Here is a 20,340-nt window from a genome sequence, read left to right as displayed (position 1 = left end):
GTAAAACCCTTTTAAAATAAAGCTTTTGACCTGTTAAAGTCCGATGTTAGTGCAAGAAAATAGGATTGGGACTTTCAAAAACCTTGCATTATCCTTCTTGTAGTACATCGCTTGGTACAAAAAACAAGGGCAACAAAGCCTAAAACGACCGGCTCCTGACGACCGGCTACTGACTCCTACCCCCAGGAAAAACTTTTTCAGCAGACCCTACTTAATAAAACAGGCTGTAGGCCTGTTTCACTATTAGCTTAAGAATAATTAAGCCTACTTAATTTCGCGCACTACCGGCTTACCGTCAATAATTTCACCGACGAGAATCAGATCAGCAACCCCGACAAATAAACCATTTTCTAAAACCCCCGGCATATTATTAATAGTTCTTTCCAAATCAGCCGGATCATCGATACTATCAAATTTAACATCGATAACTAAATTGCCTTGATCTGTCACCACGGGGCCAGCTTTTTTCACTCCCATGCGGAGAGAAGGTTTACCACCGAGTGCCTCCAATTTTCGCATCACCGGAGTCATGGCCATGGGTAACACTTCCACCGGCAAAAGAAAAGTCGATCCCAACTTGTCCACCAGCTTATTGCCATCCACTACCACGACAAAAATATCGGCGAGACTATCGACAATTTTCTCCTGAGTATGGGCAGCACCGCCGCCTTTAATCAGGTTTTTCTGGGGATCCACCTCATCGGCCCCATCGATAGCGATATCCATCTTTGCGATGACATCGAGGGTAGTGAGGGGAATTCCGTACTTCCTAGCCAAAACTTGCGCTTGAAAAGAAGTAGGAACCCCGACAATATTGCTGATTTCCCCGCTTTGCAGTCTAGCGCCCAGATACTCGATCGCATAGGCCGTCGTTGAACCAGTTCCCAATCCCACGACTGAATTAGATTGAACTAGATTAGCGGCGGCCTTACCGACCTCCTGTTTCATGATAATGACCGGATCGATTGCTGTCATGATGCACATTCCTAAAAGCGATGTTTTGAACCTCTTAGTTATCGGCTATCCCTTGCCCTCTTGTCAATGGAATTAGGGATTAGTGGCCTGAGCTGCTAACATTTCCTTGAGTTTAGCCAATTCATTGGCCCAACGGGGATCTGGCTGTAAAGCGTCACCATCGCCGGTAACTTTCGGGGTACTGCTGCTACCCCGTTCAGCCTTGCGTTTTTTGCCGCCGCCGCCGCCACCACCACTGGATTTGCGCGGTGCTGCCGTCGTCGGTTTCGGAGTGGGTCTTTCGACTTTTTCCGGGGTTTCTACGCTGGCCTCCGTGCCTTCTGCTTCTTCTCCTTCTTCTTTACCTCCCTTGCTGCGGGGGAGAGCTTTCTCGATTTTGATCGGGTTTTCCATGAAGGATTGACCGTTGTATTTTTCGATAAACTGGTCAGCTAGTTCATCGCTAGGGACGGTAACGAAGGCAAAACCGCGACATTTGCCAGTTTTGCGATCTTTGATGACTTTAGTGGTGATCGTATCCCCTTCATCGGCAAAAAGCGCCTGTAATTTTTCGCGCTCGACGGATTCTTTGGGCAAATTACCAACGTATAGACGAACGGACATGATGGATTCCTCCAAGTATAGGGTGATGTAAAAACTTGTGCGACATTCCGTGCCTGTATGCTGATTTTTTTAAGGCAAACAGAGCTAAGGAGGATGTTTCCCAGCGATAAGCTTGCAGTTTCTGCACGATAGCGGCTGTGGCCGTCAATTTTGACTATCCTTAACGATTTCAACGAGAGGGACGGAATCTAGGGGTTACGTTTTTAGCTTTTAACAGGCCTAATCATTCAACTTACCCGATTTATGTCGCTCTCTTCGATTATTACAGAATGTTTACACAATTTGTCAAATATTTTCTCTCGCTCTGGGCTGCCTAAGTATAACTACTTAAGTATTTGTTCACAGTAAGCAAAATTTTATGAAAACTCTTGCTAAATGTATCATTATATGCTTCTTTCCTTTTGGCGGCGGGGTATCCTAGCTAACGGGAGGGAAAAAGCAAAACCCCCTTTACAGATACATTGACACTTTGTCAAGTATTTGTTACATTAGTTAAAAAAGGTGATACCCATCACCCATCTCGCTTGTTATCAACCACTGTCTTCATCGAGGAGGAACACCATGTCTCAACCGATCGAACTTTCCTTAGAACAACAGTTCAACATTCGTTCTTTTCAGACTCAGGTAGAAAAAATGAGTCAGGAGCAAGCGCAGGATTTCCTGATCAAGCTCTACGAACAAATGATGGTCAGAGAAAATATGTACAAAGCTTTTCTCAAACACCAGTGGGGTCTAGATTCTAATCCCTGGGCTCCCCAATAACTCATTTCACCCCTGCGGGCGACCTCTTTCTCCGGCTGGGTTTCTCCGGAAACGAGCTAGGGATGCGGGGCGCATTTCTTCACCTTTTTAGCTATTCTTAGGGAAGGATAACCGAATTGCTAGGGGTTAATTTATGTTCGAGCGCGCTTTGATCTGTACAGATCTTTTCGATGGTCTCCATCGTCTTGTCCATTGTGTGCCACACTTAGCCCTGAGCGGCTTAAAACAAGTTATCTTCCTCCACAGTATTCCGGTTTGGGAACAACCCACCCTAGCTGCCGTAGATCAAGGAAAAATTGATGCGGCTAAAGAAAAATTATCCCCAGCTTTAGCAAATATTCCCGACGGCATGACAGTTATTGTCGAAATCTCTAACCGTCGTCCCGTGGATGCCGTGCGGGAAATCCTCGCTCATCACTCTATCGACGTGATTTTGATGGGAAATCCCATGCGCGGTGCTGTCCAAGAAAAATTATTCGGTAGTACCAGTTTAGCGATCGCAGGTATGACCGATATTCCGCTGCTGATTTTCCGACCGCAATTATTATCAGTTTATACTCGCGATGAATTGGCCCTGCGCTGTCAGCATCTCTGGAAACATTTATTAATTCCCTACGATGGCAGTCCCGACGCGATTTATCTAATTGAACAGATGGAAAAATACGCCCAAACTCGCGCCCCCGGCTCTTTTGAGCAATGTCTCCTCGTCCGGGTAGTGGAAAATATCAGTCGCGATCCCAGTGTCACCGAATACCGTTTAAATGATGCCCGTCGGGAATTAGAATCGGTGCAAGTGCGACTAGAAAAACTCGGTTTGCAAGTACAGAGCCAAGTGCGACAAGGAACACCTGTATTAGAAGTTTTGACGGCAGCGGAAGAAGATGACATCAGTGCCATCGCAGTGGCTACCTGCCATCGTTCCAATATGTTGGAATGGTTAGCCGTGCGTCGGATTAATGAAGATATTCTTCATCAACTGTGGTTCCCCTTATTATTTTTCTCCCCCAAGGGATAGACTGGAAAAAAGCTCCTCTTGGGGATAAACTACAAAGGCACAAAGGACAGAGAGAGGAAGACAGATTTGATCGCTAAAATCGATCACACAAACGATAAGAGAGCCGCAAAAATTTGGGAGAAATTAACTTAAGTAAGTAGTTATAATTAAATTAAAAATAGATTTTGCCTCTGATCCCCCCTGCCCCTCCTAGGGTTGATTCATAGTAGAGTTGATTCATAGTAGGGTTGATTCATGAATCAACCCTACCCAAACTCCTTGATAAGGTGGGGACCTGAAAACTTTTAACAACTACCTACTTAACTGTTCAATTAATCCGACAACTTTAGCCTTAATTTCATCGCGAACTCGGCGAAAAGTTTCGATGGGTTGACCATCGGGATCATCAATTAACCAATCCTCGAAAATTTCCTGTAAAACCCATCCTTCCGGCAGATTGACACCGCAACCACATAGGGATATAACGGCATCGTAATCTTCGGGATTAAAATCCCTAATTGATTTAGAAGTTTGGTCAGTAATATCAATGCCAATTTCCCCCATAACTGCGATTGCTCCGGGGTGAACTTTGGCCGCTTCTAATCCAGAACTGGTGACGGAAATTTTACCCGCGCCTAAAGTTTTAGCGAAACCTTCGGCGATTTGGGAACGACAGGAATTTTTTCTACAGGCAAACATGACTTTTTTCATGATTTTAACTCCTAGAAATTGATTTAATTAATAGCTTTATGGGCAATTGTGGCTATTTCTTGGGCGGATTTTTCCTTCCTTTCACTATAGCGATCAGTCAGATAATCTACCTGATCCCGCAGGAGAATGGTAAACTTATAAAGTTCCTCCATCACATCAATAACTCGATCTCGATAGGGGGAATCTTTCATCGTGCCATCCTCGTGAAACTCTTGATAAGCTTTAGCCACAGAAGATTGATTAGGAATAGTAAACATTCGCATCCAACGACCAAGAATTCGCAGAGTATTAACCGCATTAAAAGATTGGGAACCTCCGCTTACTTGCATGACTGCTAAGGTGCGGCCTTGGGTAGGTCTAACCGCACCAATACTCAAGGGAATCCAATCAATTTGGTTTTTGATAATGCCGCTAATATTGCCGTGAAGTTCGGGAGAGGACCAGACTTGACCCTCGGACCATTGACTTAATTCTCGTAATTCTTGCACCTTGGCATGAGTATCGGGAACACTGCCATAAATCGGCAATTCACGGGGATCAAAAAAGCGCACTTCTGCCCCATATTCAGTGATAATTCTGGCCGCTTCTTCTGCTAATAAACGACTGTAGGAACGTGGCCGCAAAGAGCCATACAGAAAAAGAATTCTTGGTTTGTGAGTCGATTAGATCATGGTGAATAATTATTTGTAAGAACTCAAGCAACGAGGATCGAGAAGGGTGGCTTTTTCTGGATCTCTGGGAAACCAAAAGGCGGTTTTTTTGCAGAATTCTACCAACATTAACATCACAGGTACTTCAATCAATACCCCCACTACTGTCGCTAAAGCAGCCCCCGAATTCAATCCGAATAACATCACAGCAGTGGCGATCGCTACCTCAAAATGATTACTAGCACCAATTAAAGCAGCGGGAGCCGCATCTTCGTAAACTAAATTGAGTTTGAGAGCGGCCACATAACTAAGTAAAAAAATCAGATTAGTTTGAATAAAGAGGGGAATAGCAATCAGGAAAATATGCAGGGGATTACTAACAATTAAATCGCCTTTGAAAGCAAAGAGGAGGATTAAGGTTAACAATAAGGCAGTGATTGCCACAGGACTGAGATAGTGAAGAAAACGCGATTCAAACCAGGCGCGTCCTTTATGTTTAAAAATCCAGTGACGGCTATAGATACCGGCAATAAGCGGTAAACCAACGTAGATTAACACAGAAAAAACAATGGTCTGCCAGGGGACTACAAAATTATTAGCTGCCAGTAACCATTTACCTAGAGGAGCGTAGAGAAAAAGCATCGCTAGGGAATTGACTGCTACCATAATTAGGGTATGACCCTGGTTACTGTAGGAAAGATAGCCCCACATCAAAACCATGGCCGTGCAGGGAGCAATTCCTAGTAAAATAGCTCCAGCAGTGTAGGAACTAGCTAAACTTACCGTCTGTCCTCGGATAATCTCCGTTTGACTCAACCAAGGCAGAAACAGCCAGCCGAGAAAAAATTGAGCCAGCGCCACCATGGTAAAGGGTTTGATCAGCCAATTAACCACTAAAGTTAAAATAACTGGTTTGGGAGTACGGGCAGCCCGGAGAGCCTGAGAAAAGTCGATCTTAACCATGATCGGATACATCATGAAGAAAAGACAGATGGCGATCGGAATAGAAACGTTATAGATACTCATGGCATCTAAAGTCCGCGCTACGTCCGGAAATGACCGACCGAGGGCAATTCCCGCCAAAATACAGAAAATAACCCAAAGGGTAAGATATTTTTCAAAAACACTAAGGCTACCACCAGCTTTGGCGGCTTTAGGATTGATTTGATTAGTCATCGCACAAAGGTGGAAAGGGAATAATGGGAGATTGGGCAACCCACCTTTATTATTTCAAAAAAAGTTGATATGTCAAGAGGAAAAGCCAGTCATAAAGCTTTAATATTTCTAAAAATCTTGATTGGTTACTGATTTTCCTCGCAGAAACGAGCGGGGACGAGGGAACTAAAACGACGATATTCCGATAGATATTCTTCTAGGAGAAGAAATTGAGATAGATTCAGGCTGTAGTAGATCCAACGACCCTCTTGACGACTGCGGACTAAATTGGCTTCTTTTAGCGTTTTTAGGTGAAAAGATAATTTAGATTGGGCGATATCGAGATGATCGCGCAATTCACAGACGCATAATTCCTGATGTCGCAACAGTTGGAGGATTTGCAGTCGCAGGGGATCCGAGAGTGCCTGAAAACCAGTATAAATCTGGGTTAACGAGTCGGGAGATGTGGTCAGAGAGTTGAACATTGAGATGGTCCCTCGGTGGGAAGGAAATAGGAAAGCGGGAAAATTCAGAATTGCAACAAAACTTTATGTATTTTTGTATCGAATCAGGAAAACCAGCGAATCATCCCCTGTATGATAGACAATGGTTTTGACCAGAGACAATGGTTTTGACCAGATTAGCCTTTTAAATCATTGTAAACAGGTTAGGAGACATCATGGAATTATTTGCGGCTCTCAATTTAGAACCCATTTTTCAACTCACCTTCGTGGCGCTAATCATGTTAGCTGGCCCCTTTGTCATTTTCCTACTAGCTTTTCGTGGTGGCGACCTATAAAAACCGCCTCCCACCCATTGTTATTCGTGCTTTTTTTGACTTCTCTCCTCTTTAGGGAGAGATTTTTTGTCTAAAAGTCAGGAGTCAGGAGATAGGAGTCAGGAGATTGCTTTTATTTATTCTCCCCACTTCCCCACTTCCCCACTTCCCCACTTCCCAATTCATAATTTATAATTCATAATTCATAATTCATAATTCCCACTCCCCCTCTCCTAACAATCGACTGCTAAGATCGAACAGAGCGATCGATCTCTCGCTCCCACGATACCTGATAAAACTATCTATGATCATTAAAAATAACCCCTATTATCGGGCTGTAATCGGCTTTTGGGTGGCTTTTCTTGTGTTTTGGGGTTTTGGGAGTTTCTCACCCCTTCTTGCCCAAGCGAAAGAGCAACCAGCCGATGTACAATCGATTACCCCCTACCTTAAGCAATTTCAACAAAAAATTACCGAATTTCGCCTCGATAACGGACTAAAATTTATTATCCTAGAAAATCGCGATGCTCCGGTTATTTCCTTTGTTACCTACGCGGATGTGGGAGGTGCCGATGAACCGGACGGTAAAACAGGAGTTGCCCACTTTTTGGAACATTTAGCCTTTAAAGGCACAAAAACCATCGGTACTACCGATTATCTTAGCGAGAAAAAAGTCCTCGATCGCCTTGAAGCTATAGACAAAGAACTACAAGCGGCCAAAAAAGCGGGTAAAAGCGCAGAAGTGGCTAAATTAACGGAAGAATTTCAAAAAACTAAGGCAGAGTCCGAGAAATTCGTCCAACGCAACGAATACGGGCAAATCGTCGAAACTCAGGGAGGAGTCGGTTTAAATGCCACCACTTCCAGCGATGCAACTAGCTATTTTTACAGCTTCCCGTCGAATAAATTGGAATTGTGGATGTCTTTGGAATCGGAACGATTTTTAGAACCGGTGTTCCAACGGGAATTTTACAAAGAAAAAGACGTAATTCTAGAAGAAAGACGGATGCGGACGGATAATAGCCCCTTGGGTCTATTAATCGAAGCTTTTCTCGATCAAGCTTATACTGTCCATCCCTACAAACGTCCCGTTATCGGCTACGATCGAGATATTCGCAATCTGGAACCCTCGGATATCCAAAACTTTTTCGATAAATTTTATCCTGCCAGTAATTTAACCATAGCTATCGCCGGGGATGTGGACCCAGAACAGGTCAAACAGTTAGCTAAAGTTTATTTTGGTCGTTTTCCCGCTAAACCGAAACCCCCACAGGTGAAAGTAGTGGAACCGAACCAAACCAAAACAAAGGAAATTACCCTAAAATTAGCCTCGCAGCCTTGGTATTTAGAAGGATACCATCGTCCCGCTCTCAATCATCCCGATCATGCGGTTTACGAGGTTATTGCCACTTTAATGAGTGAAGGAAGAACTTCGCGACTGTATAAAGCTTTAGTGGAGGACAAACAACTTGCCCTCGCTGCCCAGGGATTTAACGGTTTTCCGGGGGATAAATACCCGAATTTGCTGTTATTCTATGCTCTCAGCGCTCCTAATGTCAGCCTAGAGGAAGTAGCGCAGGGTTTGAATTTGGAATTGGAAAGATTGAAAAATGAACCGGTTTCGGAACAGGAATTAGAACGGGTTAAAAATCAACTACGGGCAGCCCTATTAAGAGGTCTTGATTCTAACATGGGCATGGCGCGATCCTTGATTGAATACGAGGTAAAAACCGGCGATTGGCGTAATTTATTCGCCCAATTAGATGCTTATAATGCTGTCACGGCAGCTGATATTCAACGGGTGGCTAAAGAAACTTTTACCCCCGAAAATCGCACTATTGGCCGAATTTTACCGAAATAGATAGATGGGGAAATGGGGAAAGTGGGGAAAGTGGGGGAATTTCAACTAAAACCCCATCACCCCCCGCAACGCGCACGCAGTGACCACCCCAACACCCCAACACCCCAACACCCTAACACCCTAACACCCTAACACCTAAAACCTAAAACCTAAAATAAATATAATCATGAAAAAACGCTTACAATGGCTAGGTTTAATCCTGATCACCCTGATAGGTGTCCTAGCTTTTCGTTCCCCGGCAATTGCCCAAACCCCGCGACATTTTACCGATTTAACTTTTCCTCCACTTCCTGAAGTTACAGTTCCCCAATACGAGCGCTATCAACTAGATAATGGTATGGTGGTTTATTTAGTGGAGGATCGGAGCTTACCTTTAGTGAGTGGTACGGCGATGATTCGGACAGGAGGAAGATTAGAACCAGGGGAAAAAGTCGGATTAGCCGATATTACTGGAACCGTGCTGCGTAGTGGTGGCACGGAAAAACATCCTTCCAATGTCTTAAATCAATTATTAGAACAAAGAGCGGCCCTCGTAGAAACCTCGATCGATCTTAACGCTGGAACTGCTAGTTTTAGCGCTCTTAGTGAAGATTTAGAAACAGTTTTTAATCTCTTTGCCGAGGTTTTGCGTTCCCCAGCTTTTGAAAATCAGAGGGTAGAATTAGCCAAAGTTCAGGAAAAAGGAGCAATTGCCCGACGTAATGATGATCCTGATGATATTGCTAGTCGGGAGTTTAAAAAGCTAGTCTATGGTGATAATAGCCCCTACGCTCGTACTGTAGAATATAGCACTTTAGCTAATATTGACCGTCAGGATTTAATCGATTTTTATCGTACCTATGTCCGTCCCGACCAAATAATTTTAGGAATTGTCGGTGATTTTGATTCTCAGTCGATGAAAGCATTAATCAATAAGACTTTTGGCGATTGGAAAAATCCCGCCACTGCCACTAAAATTGTCACCCCTTCGGCAACCCAAAAAAATCTTCAAGGTGTCTTTGTCGTCAATCAACCTCAATTAACCCAGAGTAGCGTTTTATTAGGTCATCTTGGTGGTCGTTTGGATAGTCCCGACTATCCCGCTTTAACGGTATTAAATGAGATTTTAAGCGGTTTTGGTGGTCGTTTATTTAATGAAGTGCGCTCCCGTCAAGGATTAGCTTATTCTGTCTATGGTATCTGGAATAGTCGTTATGATTATCCCGGTTTATTTATTGCCGGAGGTCAAACTCGCACCGATGCCACCGTACCTTTTATTAAGGCAATTTTAGGCGAAATCGAGCGCCTTCGCAATCAACCCGTTACTGCCAAAGAATTGGAAGATGCTAAAAATGCTATTCTCAATTCTTTTGTTTTTAAGTTTGAGAAACCTGCTCAAAATTTATCGCGATTGATGACCTATGAATACTATGGTTATCCCCAAGATTTTATCTTCCGTTATCAACAAGCGGTAAAAGGGGTGACAATTGCCGATATTCAACGAGTGGCCCAACAATATCTGCAACCGAATCAAATTGTGACTCTAGTAGTGGGTAATGAACAGGAAATTCAACCTCCTTTATCCAGTTTGGGAACTACGGTTAAAACTGTTGATGTCACCATTACACAACTATAAATAGGGTTTGCTGAATAAATCTAAAAACCTTGTTGGATAGGGTTTTTAGACTTGTTTTCCCTCAAAAAGTGCCGACCTTTGGAGTGATTGGGGGGAAAATTCCGGGACTTTTTCCCTGAAAATTAGGTAATTGACCCCCTGAAAATGGGTAAAACCCCACACCCCACACCCCACACCCCACACCCTGCCCCCAGGAAAAGCTTTTTCAGCAAACCCTAAATAAATCTAGGTTGGATGGAGCTAAACTAGGTGAAATCCAACCTAGAAAAATGAGATAAATATAACACGAGATATGACTTTACAACTCACCATAAATTATCCTGAAAATTTACCCGACTTTCTTCAAAAAAACCGCGAGGAATTCGAGAGAGAAGCAACCTGGGCTATGGTAGTAAAACTCTTTGAGATGAAACGTATTTCGTCCGGTATGGCTGCCAATTTATTAGGAGTGGATAGGGTTAATTTTTTATTGAGATTGACCGATTTTGGCGTAGGGATGATTGACTTAACAGAAGAAGAACTATTATCAGACTTTGAAAATGCCTAAAGCTAAATTACAGCCCTTCTCATAAAAAAAGTCTAACCTAATTTGGTATTGACTCCTGACTGCTGACGACCGACTCCCCAAAACGAAAACTTCCTATCTCACCATTGAGATAACTGCTGTAACTATTTTGAGATAACTAAGGCTATCATTGAGGAAAGTTACTGTTGAGACTCCTGATTAGTTTGTTAATTTTTGTGTTAAGTAGCTAGACAATTAAACCCTTTAGAGATAGGGTGATCGTAGCTGAGTTTGCTATTATATAGTTTTGTAAATAAATATCAAACTCAAGGGTTTTTGAAGATGGTATGTCGCTAAACTGAAAGTATAAAGTACAGAGGTAAAAATACTTATGATGCTACTACAAGATGTTGCGAGAACCTCTAGAGAACAAGCATTAATTCTGTGGTTTGAAGAAGTAGACAGCAAAGATGTAGGATTAGTCGGCGGCAAAAACTCCTCCTTAGGCGAAATGATCCAACAATTAACCCCGAAAGGGATTAATGTCCCCACAGGATTCGCCACCACCGCTTACGCTTACCGTCACTTTGTCGAAAAAGCCGGACTAGACGCACAATTAAGACAAATTTTCCAAGATTTAGACGAAAATGATGTGCAGAACTTGCAAGAAAAAGGTAAACAAGCACGCACATTAATCCTCAATACACCGTTCCCCGATGATTTAAGTCATGCGATCGCTATTGCCTATCGCCGACTCTGTGAACGTTATGGCGATGATCTCTATCATTCCATAGATGTGGCCGTTCGCTCAAGCGCCACCGCCGAAGACTTACCAGAAGCGAGTTTTGCCGGACAACAGGAAACCTATCTCAACGTGCAAGGGGTAAGGGGAGTTTTAGAAGCTTGCCATAAATGTTTTGCCTCTTTATTCACCGATCGCGCTATTTCCTACCGTCATCATAACGGTTTCGATCACTTTGCCGTCGCCCTTTCCGTCGGTGTCCAAAAAATGGTGCGTTCAGATCTAGCCACCTCCGGGGTGATGTTTTCCATCGATACGGAAACAGGGTTCAAAAATGCCACTTTAATCACCGCAGCCTACGGTTTAGGGGAAAATGTCGTGCAAGGAGCCGTTAACCCCGACGAATATCTGGTTTTTAAACCCACTCTTAAAAACGGTTACAAACCCATCCTCGACAAACGCCTCGGCAGTAAAGCCATCAAGATGATCTACGATGATGGAGGATCGCGTCTAACCAAGAATATCCGAGTTAACAAGCTAGAACAGGATCAATTCTGCATTAGTGACCAAGAAATCCTCACTTTAGCCCGTTGGACGACCCAAATCGAGGAACATTACTCGCAAGTGCGCGGAACCTACACCCCCATGGACATCGAATGGGCAAAAGATGGGATCACGGGAGAACTCTTTATCGTTCAGGCGCGCCCAGAAACCGTACAATCGCAAAAAGCCGCTAATATCCTTAAATCCTACGAAATTAAAGAAAGAAGTCAAGTTTTAGCGGTGGGACGAAGTGTAGGTGCAGCAATCGGTCAAGGAAAAGCCAGAGTCATCCTCAGTGTAGATAAAATCAACAACTTTAAACCGGGAGAAGTTCTCGTCACCAATCGCACGGATCCCGACTGGGAACCGATTATGAAACAAGCAAGCGCGATCGTTACTAATCAGGGTGGTCGTACTTGCCATGCCGCTATTATCGCGCGAGAAATGGGCATTCCGGCGATCGTGGGTTGCAATAATGCCACGGAAACGATTAAAACCGGTCAGGAAGTCACCGTTTGCTGTGCGGAAGGGGATGAAGGGAAAGTTTACCTCGGATTGCTACCCTTTGAAATTCTTGAAACTCCCCTGGACAATTTGCCCCAAACTCGGACAAAAATCCTCATGAATATCGGTAATCCCGAAAAAGCCTTCGCTTTTGCCGATATTCCTGCCCAAGGGGTCGGTTTAGCCCGTCTAGAGTTTATTATCGCTAACCATATTCAGGCCCACCCCAGCGCCTTGCTGAAATTCCACGAATTGGAAGAAGGAGACGTAAAAGACCAAATCGCCGAATTAACCAAACACTACGAGGATAAACCCCAATTTTTCGTCGATAAATTGGCCCGGGGAATTGCCATGATTGCAGCCGCATTCTACCCCAAAGATGTAATTGTGCGGATGTCTGATTTTAAATCCAATGAATACGCTAATTTATTGGGTGGCAAACCCTTTGAACCCAAGGAAGAAAACCCGATGATCGGTTGGCGCGGCGCTTCCCGTTATACTGATCCTAATTATCGCGAGGCTTTCGCTTTGGAATGTCGGGCGCTGAAAATGGTACGGGAAGAAATGGGATTAACTAATGTGATTCCGATGATTCCTTTCTGTCGTACCCCCGAAGAAGGGATGAGAGTCCTCGAAGAAATGGCGAAAAATGGTCTCGAACGCGGGGTTAATGGTTTGCAAGTTTATGTGATGTGTGAGTTACCAAGTAATGTAATTCTTGCCGACCAATTTGCTCAGGTGTTTGACGGATTTTCGATCGGTTCTAATGATTTGACCCAATTAACCTTAGGATTAGATCGGGATTCTGCCCTGGTTGCCCATCTTTTTGATGAACGGAATGAGGGAGTTAAACGCATGGTGAAAATGGCCATTGAAACCGCTAAAGCCCATAATCGCAAAATCGGTATCTGTGGTCAAGCTCCTAGTGATTATCCCGAATTTGCTCAATTTTTAGTGGAATTAGGCATCGATTCTATCAGTCTTAATCCTGATTCTGTCCTCAAAACTTTATTGATGGTGGCAGCAGTGGAGCAAGGACAATAGTTTAGTGATAAAGGTGGGACTTGCCCACCTTTTTTTATCTTAGTATGTTGACAATATTAATCGAGTCTATTTAATTGCTAATTATTATATATAGCGTTTCCTGTTCGCAAGAGGTACATTATCGATGTTGAAAAGCTTAATCAGCAAAGGTTTAACTGTGCCTCACAGGTGTGAGAAACGTTATATCATCAGTTTAATCATAGAAATGGTAAGGGAGGTTGAAAACCCTCGATAAATGGCTTTTGTATAATAACTTTTTTGGGATAATTGGGAGAAAAATTAACCTCTTGTGGAACTTTATCAATTAATTTTTGATCTACGGTATCAAAATAATCAAGCTTCATCCTAATCGCTGTAGCGAGATGTAGTGCATCAAAGGGTTGTAGTTTATAACTCCTAATCAGATAACGATTGATTTCCGATGTCTCTCGTTCAAATCCTACTAACTTTATCCATTCATTAGAAAATAGGTTGTTAATAATATTTTCCTGCTCTAAATCAGATAAATCTCGTTTCGCTTTTAGAGATTTAATATAAACAACTTCAGCCATGGTAAAAGCCGATGTATAGAGTTCAATATATCCCTGTTCTGCTGCCAGTAAAATATTCTTACATTGTTCATAATACTGGGGTTCTTCATTGAAAAAACTGATAAAGATTCCCGAATCACAATAATGTTTTTTGATAGACTTTTTTTTCAAGACTAACCTCTAATTGAATTGATAATATTAGACAGGGAAGAAGCAGCAGATTTTTCAGGAAAAACTTTCATTTCTTGCACTTGAATATTGATTTTTTCTCCATGCAAATACTGCCGGATTAACCCAAAAACATAAACTCTTTTTCCTAAAGCTTCTCTAGCTTGTTCAAAAAGTTCTTCAGGAAAAAAACATTTAATAATTTTGTTATCAGTTAGGCTACGAATCCCCATCTTTTGACGATTGGCAATATTAATAGATACTAACTGCCCTTCAATAGAGCCATAAATACTGTAAAAATTTTGAGTAATTTCATCTACATTAGCCGCTATATTTTTAGTAACATAAAACCTCCAATTTTCCGTAGAAAACTCGATATAAGCAAAATCATTTGGATCGATTAATTCGCTAAACTTCTTGACATTATACAGGGCTTTATTGTTGAAGTACAAGGGACGTTGAGGTTTTTCCTTAATCAATTCTTCTAAACTATCTCTAAAAACATTGATAATTCTTTGAGGACGCTCAGTTTCCACCTGTTCATCAAGGATATTTGCTTCGGCTGTCATAATAATACTTCCTTGTTGAACTTCCGTAATTGCCCACTCTACTCCCACCTCTCCCGTATCTGATATTTCTTGATCAATTTCCGTCAGGATTATAGAAAAACTCTCTAAAAGTTTTTGGAATTTCACCATAGGAAAATAAGGACCATCAACCTTGAGAGTCAATCTCGCCCTTGATAATCTAGTGGATGAGTAGTCGTTAACTGTAATTTCGTTATTGGTCATCAAATATCATATACAATTTATAATGTACCTGTGAAATTTCTACCCGTTGGCAGTGAGACTGTAAACTTGGCACTGAAAACTGAAGATTTACGAGATAAACTTCACCTATAGGACTCCGACTAGCCGTGCTTAAAGCAATTATCCCTGAACATGAGTTTTTTTGTACTAAGCCAACTAACTTCATCATACTGAAAATACATATAGCCCACTATGGCTATTTTTTAGTTGTCTCTTAACAAAGATTAACTTTAAACTGCGATCAAGAGATAAACTTAGATTTCGTCAGGATTAAGGCCTAATTCCCGCAGTTTATTGGCTAATCGTTCCGCTCGTTGTTTTTCCTGATTATAGCTAGTGAAAGCTTGTCCATCGGGATAAAAAAGCGACATTTCCGGTTCGATCCCCCCTGCCCCCCTTGATAAGGGGGGTGCCGATCCCCCCTTAATCCCCCCTTAATCCCCCCTTGATAAGGGGGGTGTCTGATAATTTTTAACGCCTACCTACTTATAAGCCAATAACACCACTCCCAAGGGGTCTAGTATAATTAGAAGAGGTTGATCAAAGGGGGTTTATGGACGATAAAACCGCAAAGCCGGAAGAATCCGAATCTGAAGAGAAAAAAGAATCAGATTTTGACCAGGAAAAGGAACAGGCTGAAGTTTGGACGGGAAAAATCACTGCTTTTGTTGCCCATCAACTCCGAACCTCCGCTCCTTCCCTTCCAATTATCGGGGGTAGCATTACAGGCGGCTTAACTTGGCTTAGTCAACATGACACGGTTAACGCGATTATTGTCGGGGGAGTCACCTTTATCGTCACGGGCTTTTTTACCTACGGATCAGCCTGGAGTCAAGGGTTTTTAGAAATAGCAAGAACCAAAGGTAAAAATCATGGTAAAGGTTCAGCTTTAAGCTTTTTTGTTTGGCTAGACAAAGGACTGGAAAAAATACGTTGGCAATTAGCTAATCCTGACGGGAAATATTTAATTAAATTACGGGATTCAGATTGTCGTTATGATGATATTGAAGGGATTGAAGATGCAATCTTTGGTTTTTCTACTCCGGAACTGGAAGAAATTTTTATTAATTTAGACCTGAGTCAATTAGAACTGCGCTCAGAAGAAGAATCTAAAGGTACGGGGGATGATATTTGGGATCTATTGCGACGGGCTAAAAAGAGGACAGATTTACGGTTGTTAATTCTGGCTCCTGGTGGCCGAGGAAAAACAACTTTATTGCGTCATTTAGCCTATAACTACGCTCTAAAACAACCGAAACAAAATGCACCTTTTTTAATTCCTGTCTTTTTACGTTTACGGAGATGGCAGGAAGTGATTACCACCACAGAAGGATTAGATTTACCGACTTTAATTGAGCGACATCTTAAACAAGATATTTCTCAAGAATTAGATTTACCTCAGAACTGGGCTAAAAATCATTTAACCCGTCAGCGAATGTTAGTGATGTTTGATGGTTTTGATGAAGTTAAACCCGAATATGCCGAAAAAGTCAGTCAATGGATTGGCAAACAGTGGCATGATTTTCGCCAAAACTATTTTATTTTAACCTCTCGTCCCAAAGGCTATCAAGCGTTTATAGCGGTAAGCGCTTGAGTGAGATACAAACCAAGCTTTGCCTAGCATGGTTTATAGCTCGTGACACTGTACCTCATACGACTGCACACCGCTATAGCTCTGAGCATAAACATCGGCAAAAGGTGTTTATTAATGAATTTACCGATAAAAATATTCGGGATTTTGTGTATAAATGGTATTTCTGGCAAGAGCAGGAAACCAGAGTTAGCAGAAGTTTAAAAGCTAAACAAGAAGCTGCCGATAATAAAGCAAAGGATTTAATTAATCAGTTATTTGCTCTCGATGATTCCGGGGAAAGTTCTACTCTATTAGCCTTGGCGAGAAATCCCTTAAATCTGAATATGATAGTACAGTTACATCGGGCAAACTTTGGCTCGGGACAAAAATTACCTCAGCAACGAGTGGATTTATTTCGCCGAATTTTTGATCTGCAATTGATCACTCGCCCTCAAGCTAGGGGCATTGATATGATTTTAGATAATAATGAGGAAAATCATCGTCAACGGGTATTACAACAGTTAGCCCTGAAAATGGGAAATACAACCACGATTGAATATTCGGAATTACTGAGTTCTATACAAAATTTTATTCAGGAATTGGGTTATCCTGAAAGCACTTCGGCTAAGGATTTTGTAGAGCGGTTAATTCATGTGAGTGAGTTAATTTTGAAAAAAGATGAATACTATGAGTTTGCCCATAATTTTTTTCAATCCTATTTAATCGCTTTGGAAGTTAAACGGTTAAAGCAAGAAAATTTACTCAAGGAAAATTGGGAGCAAAATCTCTGGTACGAGGCTTGCATTATGTATGCTACTTTATTGATTAATCCGACTGATTTTATTGTCTATTTTTATAATCAATCTAATCCTAAAGCTCAGGGATTAGCGGAGCGATGTTATTGGGAATTACCTGTTAAAAAACGTCGCAGATTGGAACTTTTAGAACAAAAACGACAGACTTCTCTCTTTACTCAACTAGAAACCTATCTGAAAAATGGCCAATGGCGCGAAGCCGATGAGGAAACGGCGCGGTTAATGTTGTTAATTGCTAAGAGGGAAGATGAAGGCTGGCTAGATGAAGAAAGCATTAACAACTTTCCCTGTGAAGAGTTACGCACCATTGACAAGCTCTGGGTAGATAATAGCGGCGGCAAATTTGGCTTTTCTGTGCAGAAAAAAGTCTGGCTGGATTGCGGTGGTGTCCCAGGGGAATACGATTATGATGTGTATAAAAAATTCGCTGACGAGGTGGGTTGGCGCAGGGGCGGAGACTTGTTGAGCTATGATCAGCTAACTTTTTTATTAGATGGTAGTAAGCACGCACACCTACCCTTGAAGAAGGATGAAGAGGGGTTTGTGAGGTGGTATATCACTTTTCTCGCGCAGAGACTTGTAACCTGTAATATATCACAGACTTATACATCTTAAACCAGTAAAAAGCCCCCCTTATCAAGGGGGGTTGGGGGGATCAAACCTATGCAATTAACCAATCATCTTAAACCAGTAAAAAGCCCCCCTTATCAAGGGGGGTTGGGGGGATCAAACCTATGCAATTAACCAATCATCATCATCTACCCTACAATCCCAAACTCGTAGAACGAGCCAAAGAACTCCGTAAAAACATGACCAAAGCTGAAAGAAAACTTTGGTATGAATACTTAAAAAATTTTCAATATAGAGTTCATCGTCAAAGACCGATTGATCAATTTATTGTTGACTTTTATTGCCCCGAATTAAAATTAGTGATTGAAATTGATGGTGATATTCATAATAGTGAAGATGCTCAGAACTATGACTTAGAAAGAACCCAAATTTTATCAGGTTATGGATTAACAGTAATCCGCTTTACTAATCAAGAAGTTTTGAGTAATTTTGAGGGAGTTTGTGGAGTAATTGGAAGTTTGATCCCCCCAACCCCCCTTGATAAGGGGGGCTTTGATCCCTCCTTATTAAGGGGCTTTGATCCCCCCAACCCCCCTTGATAAGGGGGGCTTTGATCCCTCCTTATTAAGGGGCTTTGATCCCCCCAACCCCCCTTGATAAGGGGGGCTTTGATCCCTCCTTATTAAGGGGGATCTGACAATTTTTAACACCTAACTAATTAGAGAGGAAAAGAATACCCAAAAAGTTCTATTGACAACTTTTGCAAGAGGGATCAAGGAGAAAATTAAGGATTTACAATCTCGGTTTCAGAACAGTCCACTGGGTTACGGGGGCCATTGCTTTCCAACCTAAAAATTTACCGACCGGTTCGGCTTTTTCAATGCCAATCCGCAGCAGTTCCCCTCCTAATTTACTATGCCATTGCAAGAGGACTAATTCGCTTTCAATTGTAACAGTATTGGCAACAAGACGACCCCCGGGGCGCAGGGCTAACCAACAGGTTTCCAATAGGTGGGGTGTGGTGATACCGCCACCAATAAAAATAGCGTCCGGCTGCGGTAAATCTTCTAGGGCGCTCGGTGCGATTCCGGCGACGATTTGCAGATGGGGCGTTCCCAGGGCGGCGGCATTATCGGCAATGTATTGTAATCTGGTGGGATGATGTTCGATCGCAATAGCCTGGCAACGGCGATCGCTCCGCAGCCACTCAATGGCAATGGAACCACAACCTGCCCCCACATCCCAGAGCAATTGTCCGGGTAGGGGAGCCAATGTACTCAGAGTGATAGCACGAACTTCTCTTTTTGTCAACTGGCCGTCATGATGGTAAGCAGAATCCGGCAGTCCGGGAAGGCGCGGCGCCAGGGTGGTGGGATGGGAGGAGATGCAGCTAATGGCGATGACATTTAAATCCGCCAGCTCTGTAAATTGCCAATCGTTGGCGATGCCTTGAATGTGGCGTTCTAGGGTTCCCCCTAGATGTTCTAAAACCGTGATGGAACTTTCGCCAAAACCTCCCTCCCGGAGCAGCCGAGCAGCGATCGCTGGAGTCTGGGCATCGGCACTCAGTACCAGCAGTTTAGCGCCGGGATAAAGCACCCCATTCAACCAAGCCGGAGGGCGACCGCACAAACTCAAAGTTTCCACTTCACTCAGAGGCCAACCCAAACGACTACAGGCAAGACTGAAGGCAGAAGGAGAGGGAATAATCGTCATTTCCTCAAGGGGAATCTGACGGGTGAGGGTGACACCAATCCCGTAGCACATGGGATCACCACTGGCCAAAACACAGACGGATTGACCACGAAGGCGGATAATCTCGTTCACAGAGTCTTGAATAGGAGAAGTCCAGAGCAGTTTTTGCCGTCGATCCTCTGGGGGTAACATTGCCAGATGACGTTCACCACCGACAATAACTGATGCTAAAGAAAGCAGACTTCGCCCCACCGAACTTAACCCTTCTAAGCCATCTTCACCAATTCCTATGATCGATAGCCATTTCGACTGACAATTGCGATCCGCCATATTAAAAAAAATCGCTACTATTTCATTATCTGCCATCAGGCTCTATCCTTCAAACAAGATATAATCGGGTTAGTGTCAAGTTAATTTAGAGGAAAAATTATGACCACCACCGCCGATGACGTTTGGAGATTATTAGCCGAATTAGTAGAAGCTCAAAAAGAAACCGAGCGACGCTTTCAAGCAACTGATCGCCAAATTACCAGACTCAGTCAAGAAATTGGTAATCTTGGGGGTAAATGGGGTCGTTTTGTCGAAAATATGGTAGCCCCAGCTTGTGAGACTTTATTTTTAAATCGTCAGATTCCCGTACATCAAGTTAGTCAAAGAGTCAGAAAACGTCTCGACGGTAAAACCCTAGAAATTGATGTGTTAGTAACTAATGAGAATCATGTGCTAGTAGTGGAAGTC

Annotated in this window: 20 protein-coding genes and 1 pseudogene; 11 read left to right on the top strand and 10 right to left on the bottom strand. The window is 42.7% G+C overall.

Going from position 1 to position 20,340, the window contains the following annotated elements; genetic code table 11:
• Window positions 1-264 precede the first annotated feature (264 nt).
• Together rpiA and O9290_RS02010 are read right to left on the bottom strand one after the other, a co-directional pair.
• The gene (gene rpiA, locus O9290_RS02015) at window positions 265-975 is read right to left on the bottom strand and encodes a ribose-5-phosphate isomerase RpiA (protein WP_288055691.1); all 711 of its coding nucleotides are present in this window, start codon (window positions 973-975) and stop codon (window positions 265-267) included.
• Window positions 976-1,047: 72 nt separating this feature from the next.
• Window positions 1,048-1,578 (bottom strand): RNA recognition motif domain-containing protein, encoded by a 531-nt coding sequence (locus tag O9290_RS02010; RefSeq protein ID WP_288055694.1) that lies wholly within the window; start codon window positions 1,576-1,578, stop codon window positions 1,048-1,050.
• Between the two features lie 561 nt (window positions 1,579-2,139).
• On the opposite strand from O9290_RS02010, the gene O9290_RS02005 reads away from it, so the two are divergent.
• On the top strand, window positions 2,140-2,340 hold the full coding sequence (locus tag O9290_RS02005) for an NblA/ycf18 family protein (RefSeq protein ID WP_002739006.1): 201 nt from the start codon (window positions 2,140-2,142) through the stop codon (window positions 2,338-2,340).
• Between the two features lie 133 nt (window positions 2,341-2,473).
• On the top strand, window positions 2,474-3,355 hold the full coding sequence (locus tag O9290_RS02000; RefSeq protein ID WP_288055696.1) for a universal stress protein: 882 nt from the start codon (window positions 2,474-2,476) through the stop codon (window positions 3,353-3,355).
• Between the two features lie 291 nt (window positions 3,356-3,646).
• Here O9290_RS02000 and arsC read toward each other — a convergent pair whose 3' ends face one another.
• The 4 genes and pseudogenes from arsC to O9290_RS01980 form a co-directional block, all read right to left on the bottom strand.
• On the bottom strand, window positions 3,647-4,045 hold the full coding sequence (arsC, locus tag O9290_RS01995) for an arsenate reductase, glutathione/glutaredoxin type (RefSeq protein ID WP_288055698.1): 399 nt from the start codon (window positions 4,043-4,045) through the stop codon (window positions 3,647-3,649).
• Window positions 4,046-4,068: 23 nt separating this feature from the next.
• A pseudogene (arsH, locus tag O9290_RS01990) lies at window positions 4,069-4,707 on the bottom strand (arsenical resistance protein ArsH); the annotation flags it as partial.
• Between the two features lie 18 nt (window positions 4,708-4,725).
• The gene (arsB, locus tag O9290_RS01985; protein ID WP_061431125.1) at window positions 4,726-5,871 is read right to left on the bottom strand and encodes an ACR3 family arsenite efflux transporter; all 1,146 of its coding nucleotides are present in this window, start codon (window positions 5,869-5,871) and stop codon (window positions 4,726-4,728) included.
• 125 nt (window positions 5,872-5,996) lie between these two features.
• Window positions 5,997-6,335, bottom strand: a complete 339-nt coding sequence (locus O9290_RS01980) for an ArsR/SmtB family transcription factor (RefSeq protein ID WP_002780506.1) — start codon at window positions 6,333-6,335, stop codon at window positions 5,997-5,999.
• Between the two features lie 194 nt (window positions 6,336-6,529).
• On the opposite strand from O9290_RS01980, the gene psb30 reads away from it, so the two are divergent.
• The 3 genes from psb30 to O9290_RS01965 all read left to right on the top strand — a co-directional run bounded on the left by psb30 (window position 6,530) and on the right by O9290_RS01965 (window position 10,104).
• The gene (gene psb30, locus O9290_RS01975; RefSeq protein ID WP_002736367.1) at window positions 6,530-6,649 is read left to right on the top strand and encodes a photosystem II reaction center protein Ycf12/Psb30; all 120 of its coding nucleotides are present in this window, start codon (window positions 6,530-6,532) and stop codon (window positions 6,647-6,649) included.
• Between the two features lie 283 nt (window positions 6,650-6,932).
• Entirely contained in the window at window positions 6,933-8,489 is a 1,557-nt protein-coding gene (locus tag O9290_RS01970; protein WP_002757724.1) for a M16 family metallopeptidase, read from the top strand.
• Between the two features lie 166 nt (window positions 8,490-8,655).
• Window positions 8,656-10,104 (top strand): M16 family metallopeptidase, encoded by a 1,449-nt coding sequence (locus O9290_RS01965; protein ID WP_002757722.1) that lies wholly within the window; start codon window positions 8,656-8,658, stop codon window positions 10,102-10,104.
• Window positions 10,105-10,149: 45 nt separating this feature from the next.
• Here O9290_RS01965 and O9290_RS01960 read toward each other — a convergent pair whose 3' ends face one another.
• Window positions 10,150-10,329, bottom strand: a complete 180-nt coding sequence (locus O9290_RS01960; RefSeq protein ID WP_288025167.1) for a hypothetical protein — start codon at window positions 10,327-10,329, stop codon at window positions 10,150-10,152.
• Between the two features lie 67 nt (window positions 10,330-10,396).
• Between O9290_RS01960 and O9290_RS01955 the strand changes: the two genes are divergently transcribed.
• Window positions 10,397-10,651 carry a UPF0175 family protein gene (locus tag O9290_RS01955; protein ID WP_002757721.1) on the top strand — a complete coding sequence of 85 codons (255 nt, stop codon included), beginning with the start codon at window positions 10,397-10,399 and terminating at the stop codon, window positions 10,649-10,651.
• Between the two features lie 349 nt (window positions 10,652-11,000).
• Complete coding sequence (gene ppsA / locus O9290_RS01950; RefSeq protein WP_045360340.1) at window positions 11,001-13,442, top strand: phosphoenolpyruvate synthase; 2,442 nt, start codon at window positions 11,001-11,003, stop codon at window positions 13,440-13,442.
• A gap of 197 nt (window positions 13,443-13,639) precedes the next feature.
• Here the strand turns inward: ppsA and O9290_RS01945 are convergent, their stop codons facing one another.
• Window positions 13,640-14,143: a type II toxin-antitoxin system VapC family toxin gene (locus O9290_RS01945; protein WP_149985674.1), complete on the bottom strand. Its 504-nt coding sequence runs from the start codon at window positions 14,141-14,143 to the stop codon at window positions 13,640-13,642.
• A gap of 2 nt (window positions 14,144-14,145) precedes the next feature.
• On the bottom strand, window positions 14,146-14,931 hold the full coding sequence (locus tag O9290_RS01940; protein WP_008199201.1) for a hypothetical protein: 786 nt from the start codon (window positions 14,929-14,931) through the stop codon (window positions 14,146-14,148).
• A 571-nt stretch (window positions 14,932-15,502) separates the two neighbouring features.
• Between O9290_RS01940 and O9290_RS01935 the strand changes: the two genes are divergently transcribed.
• The 3 genes from O9290_RS01935 to O9290_RS01925 all read left to right on the top strand — a co-directional run bounded on the left by O9290_RS01935 (window position 15,503) and on the right by O9290_RS01925 (window position 18,506).
• Window positions 15,503-16,543: an NACHT domain-containing protein gene (locus O9290_RS01935; protein WP_288055706.1), complete on the top strand. Its 1,041-nt coding sequence runs from the start codon at window positions 15,503-15,505 to the stop codon at window positions 16,541-16,543.
• 104 nt (window positions 16,544-16,647) lie between these two features.
• Window positions 16,648-17,952: a GUN4 domain-containing protein gene (locus tag O9290_RS01930; RefSeq protein WP_288055708.1), complete on the top strand. Its 1,305-nt coding sequence runs from the start codon at window positions 16,648-16,650 to the stop codon at window positions 17,950-17,952.
• A 119-nt stretch (window positions 17,953-18,071) separates the two neighbouring features.
• A complete protein-coding gene (locus O9290_RS01925) occupies window positions 18,072-18,506 on the top strand; it encodes an endonuclease domain-containing protein (protein WP_147070546.1) in 435 nt (144 codons plus the stop codon).
• A 193-nt stretch (window positions 18,507-18,699) separates the two neighbouring features.
• Here the strand turns inward: O9290_RS01925 and cbiE are convergent, their stop codons facing one another.
• A complete protein-coding gene (gene cbiE / locus O9290_RS01920) occupies window positions 18,700-19,968 on the bottom strand; it encodes a precorrin-6y C5,15-methyltransferase (decarboxylating) subunit CbiE (protein WP_288058074.1) in 1,269 nt (422 codons plus the stop codon).
• A gap of 63 nt (window positions 19,969-20,031) precedes the next feature.
• Between cbiE and O9290_RS01915 the strand changes: the two genes are divergently transcribed.
• Window positions 20,032-20,340 (top strand): DUF3782 domain-containing protein (locus tag O9290_RS01915; protein WP_288026267.1); only part of this gene is annotated, 309 nt, incomplete at its 3' end.

It is taken from the genome of Microcystis sp. LE19-41.2A, assembly GCF_027530405.1.
GTDB lineage: Bacteria > Cyanobacteriota > Cyanobacteriia > Cyanobacteriales > Microcystaceae > Microcystis > Microcystis aeruginosa.
The sequence above is the reverse complement of the archived record's forward strand: the minus strand, read 5'-3'. Positions and strand labels throughout refer to the sequence as shown.

Bases quoted from the DNA above. Each gene is read 5' to 3' on its own strand.
- O9290_RS02000 (WP_288055696.1), top strand. From the start codon at position 2,474: ATGTTCGAGCGCGCTTTGATCTGTACAGATCTTTTCGATGGTCTCCAT.
- arsB (WP_061431125.1), bottom strand. From the start codon at position 5,871: ATGACTAATCAAATCAATCCTAAAGCCGCCAAAGCTGGTGGTAGCCTT.
- O9290_RS02005 (WP_002739006.1), top strand. From the start codon at position 2,140: ATGTCTCAACCGATCGAACTTTCCTTAGAACAACAGTTCAACATTCGT.
- O9290_RS01935 (WP_288055706.1), top strand. From the start codon at position 15,503: ATGGACGATAAAACCGCAAAGCCGGAAGAATCCGAATCTGAAGAGAAA.
- O9290_RS01980 (WP_002780506.1), bottom strand. From the start codon at position 6,335: ATGTTCAACTCTCTGACCACATCTCCCGACTCGTTAACCCAGATTTAT.
- psb30 (WP_002736367.1), top strand. From the start codon at position 6,530: ATGGAATTATTTGCGGCTCTCAATTTAGAACCCATTTTTCAACTCACC.
- O9290_RS01925 (WP_147070546.1), top strand. From the start codon at position 18,072: ATGCAATTAACCAATCATCATCATCTACCCTACAATCCCAAACTCGTA.
- ppsA (WP_045360340.1), top strand. From the start codon at position 11,001: ATGATGCTACTACAAGATGTTGCGAGAACCTCTAGAGAACAAGCATTA.
- rpiA (WP_288055691.1), bottom strand. From the start codon at position 975: ATGACAGCAATCGATCCGGTCATTATCATGAAACAGGAGGTCGGTAAG.
- O9290_RS01940 (WP_008199201.1), bottom strand. From the start codon at position 14,931: ATGACCAATAACGAAATTACAGTTAACGACTACTCATCCACTAGATTA.
- O9290_RS02010 (WP_288055694.1), bottom strand. From the start codon at position 1,578: ATGTCCGTTCGTCTATACGTTGGTAATTTGCCCAAAGAATCCGTCGAG.
- cbiE (WP_288058074.1), bottom strand. From the start codon at position 19,968: ATGGCAGATAATGAAATAGTAGCGATTTTTTTTAATATGGCGGATCGC.
- O9290_RS01955 (WP_002757721.1), top strand. From the start codon at position 10,397: ATGACTTTACAACTCACCATAAATTATCCTGAAAATTTACCCGACTTT.
- arsC (WP_288055698.1), bottom strand. From the start codon at position 4,045: ATGAAAAAAGTCATGTTTGCCTGTAGAAAAAATTCCTGTCGTTCCCAA.
- O9290_RS01965 (WP_002757722.1), top strand. From the start codon at position 8,656: ATGAAAAAACGCTTACAATGGCTAGGTTTAATCCTGATCACCCTGATA.
- O9290_RS01970 (WP_002757724.1), top strand. From the start codon at position 6,933: ATGATCATTAAAAATAACCCCTATTATCGGGCTGTAATCGGCTTTTGG.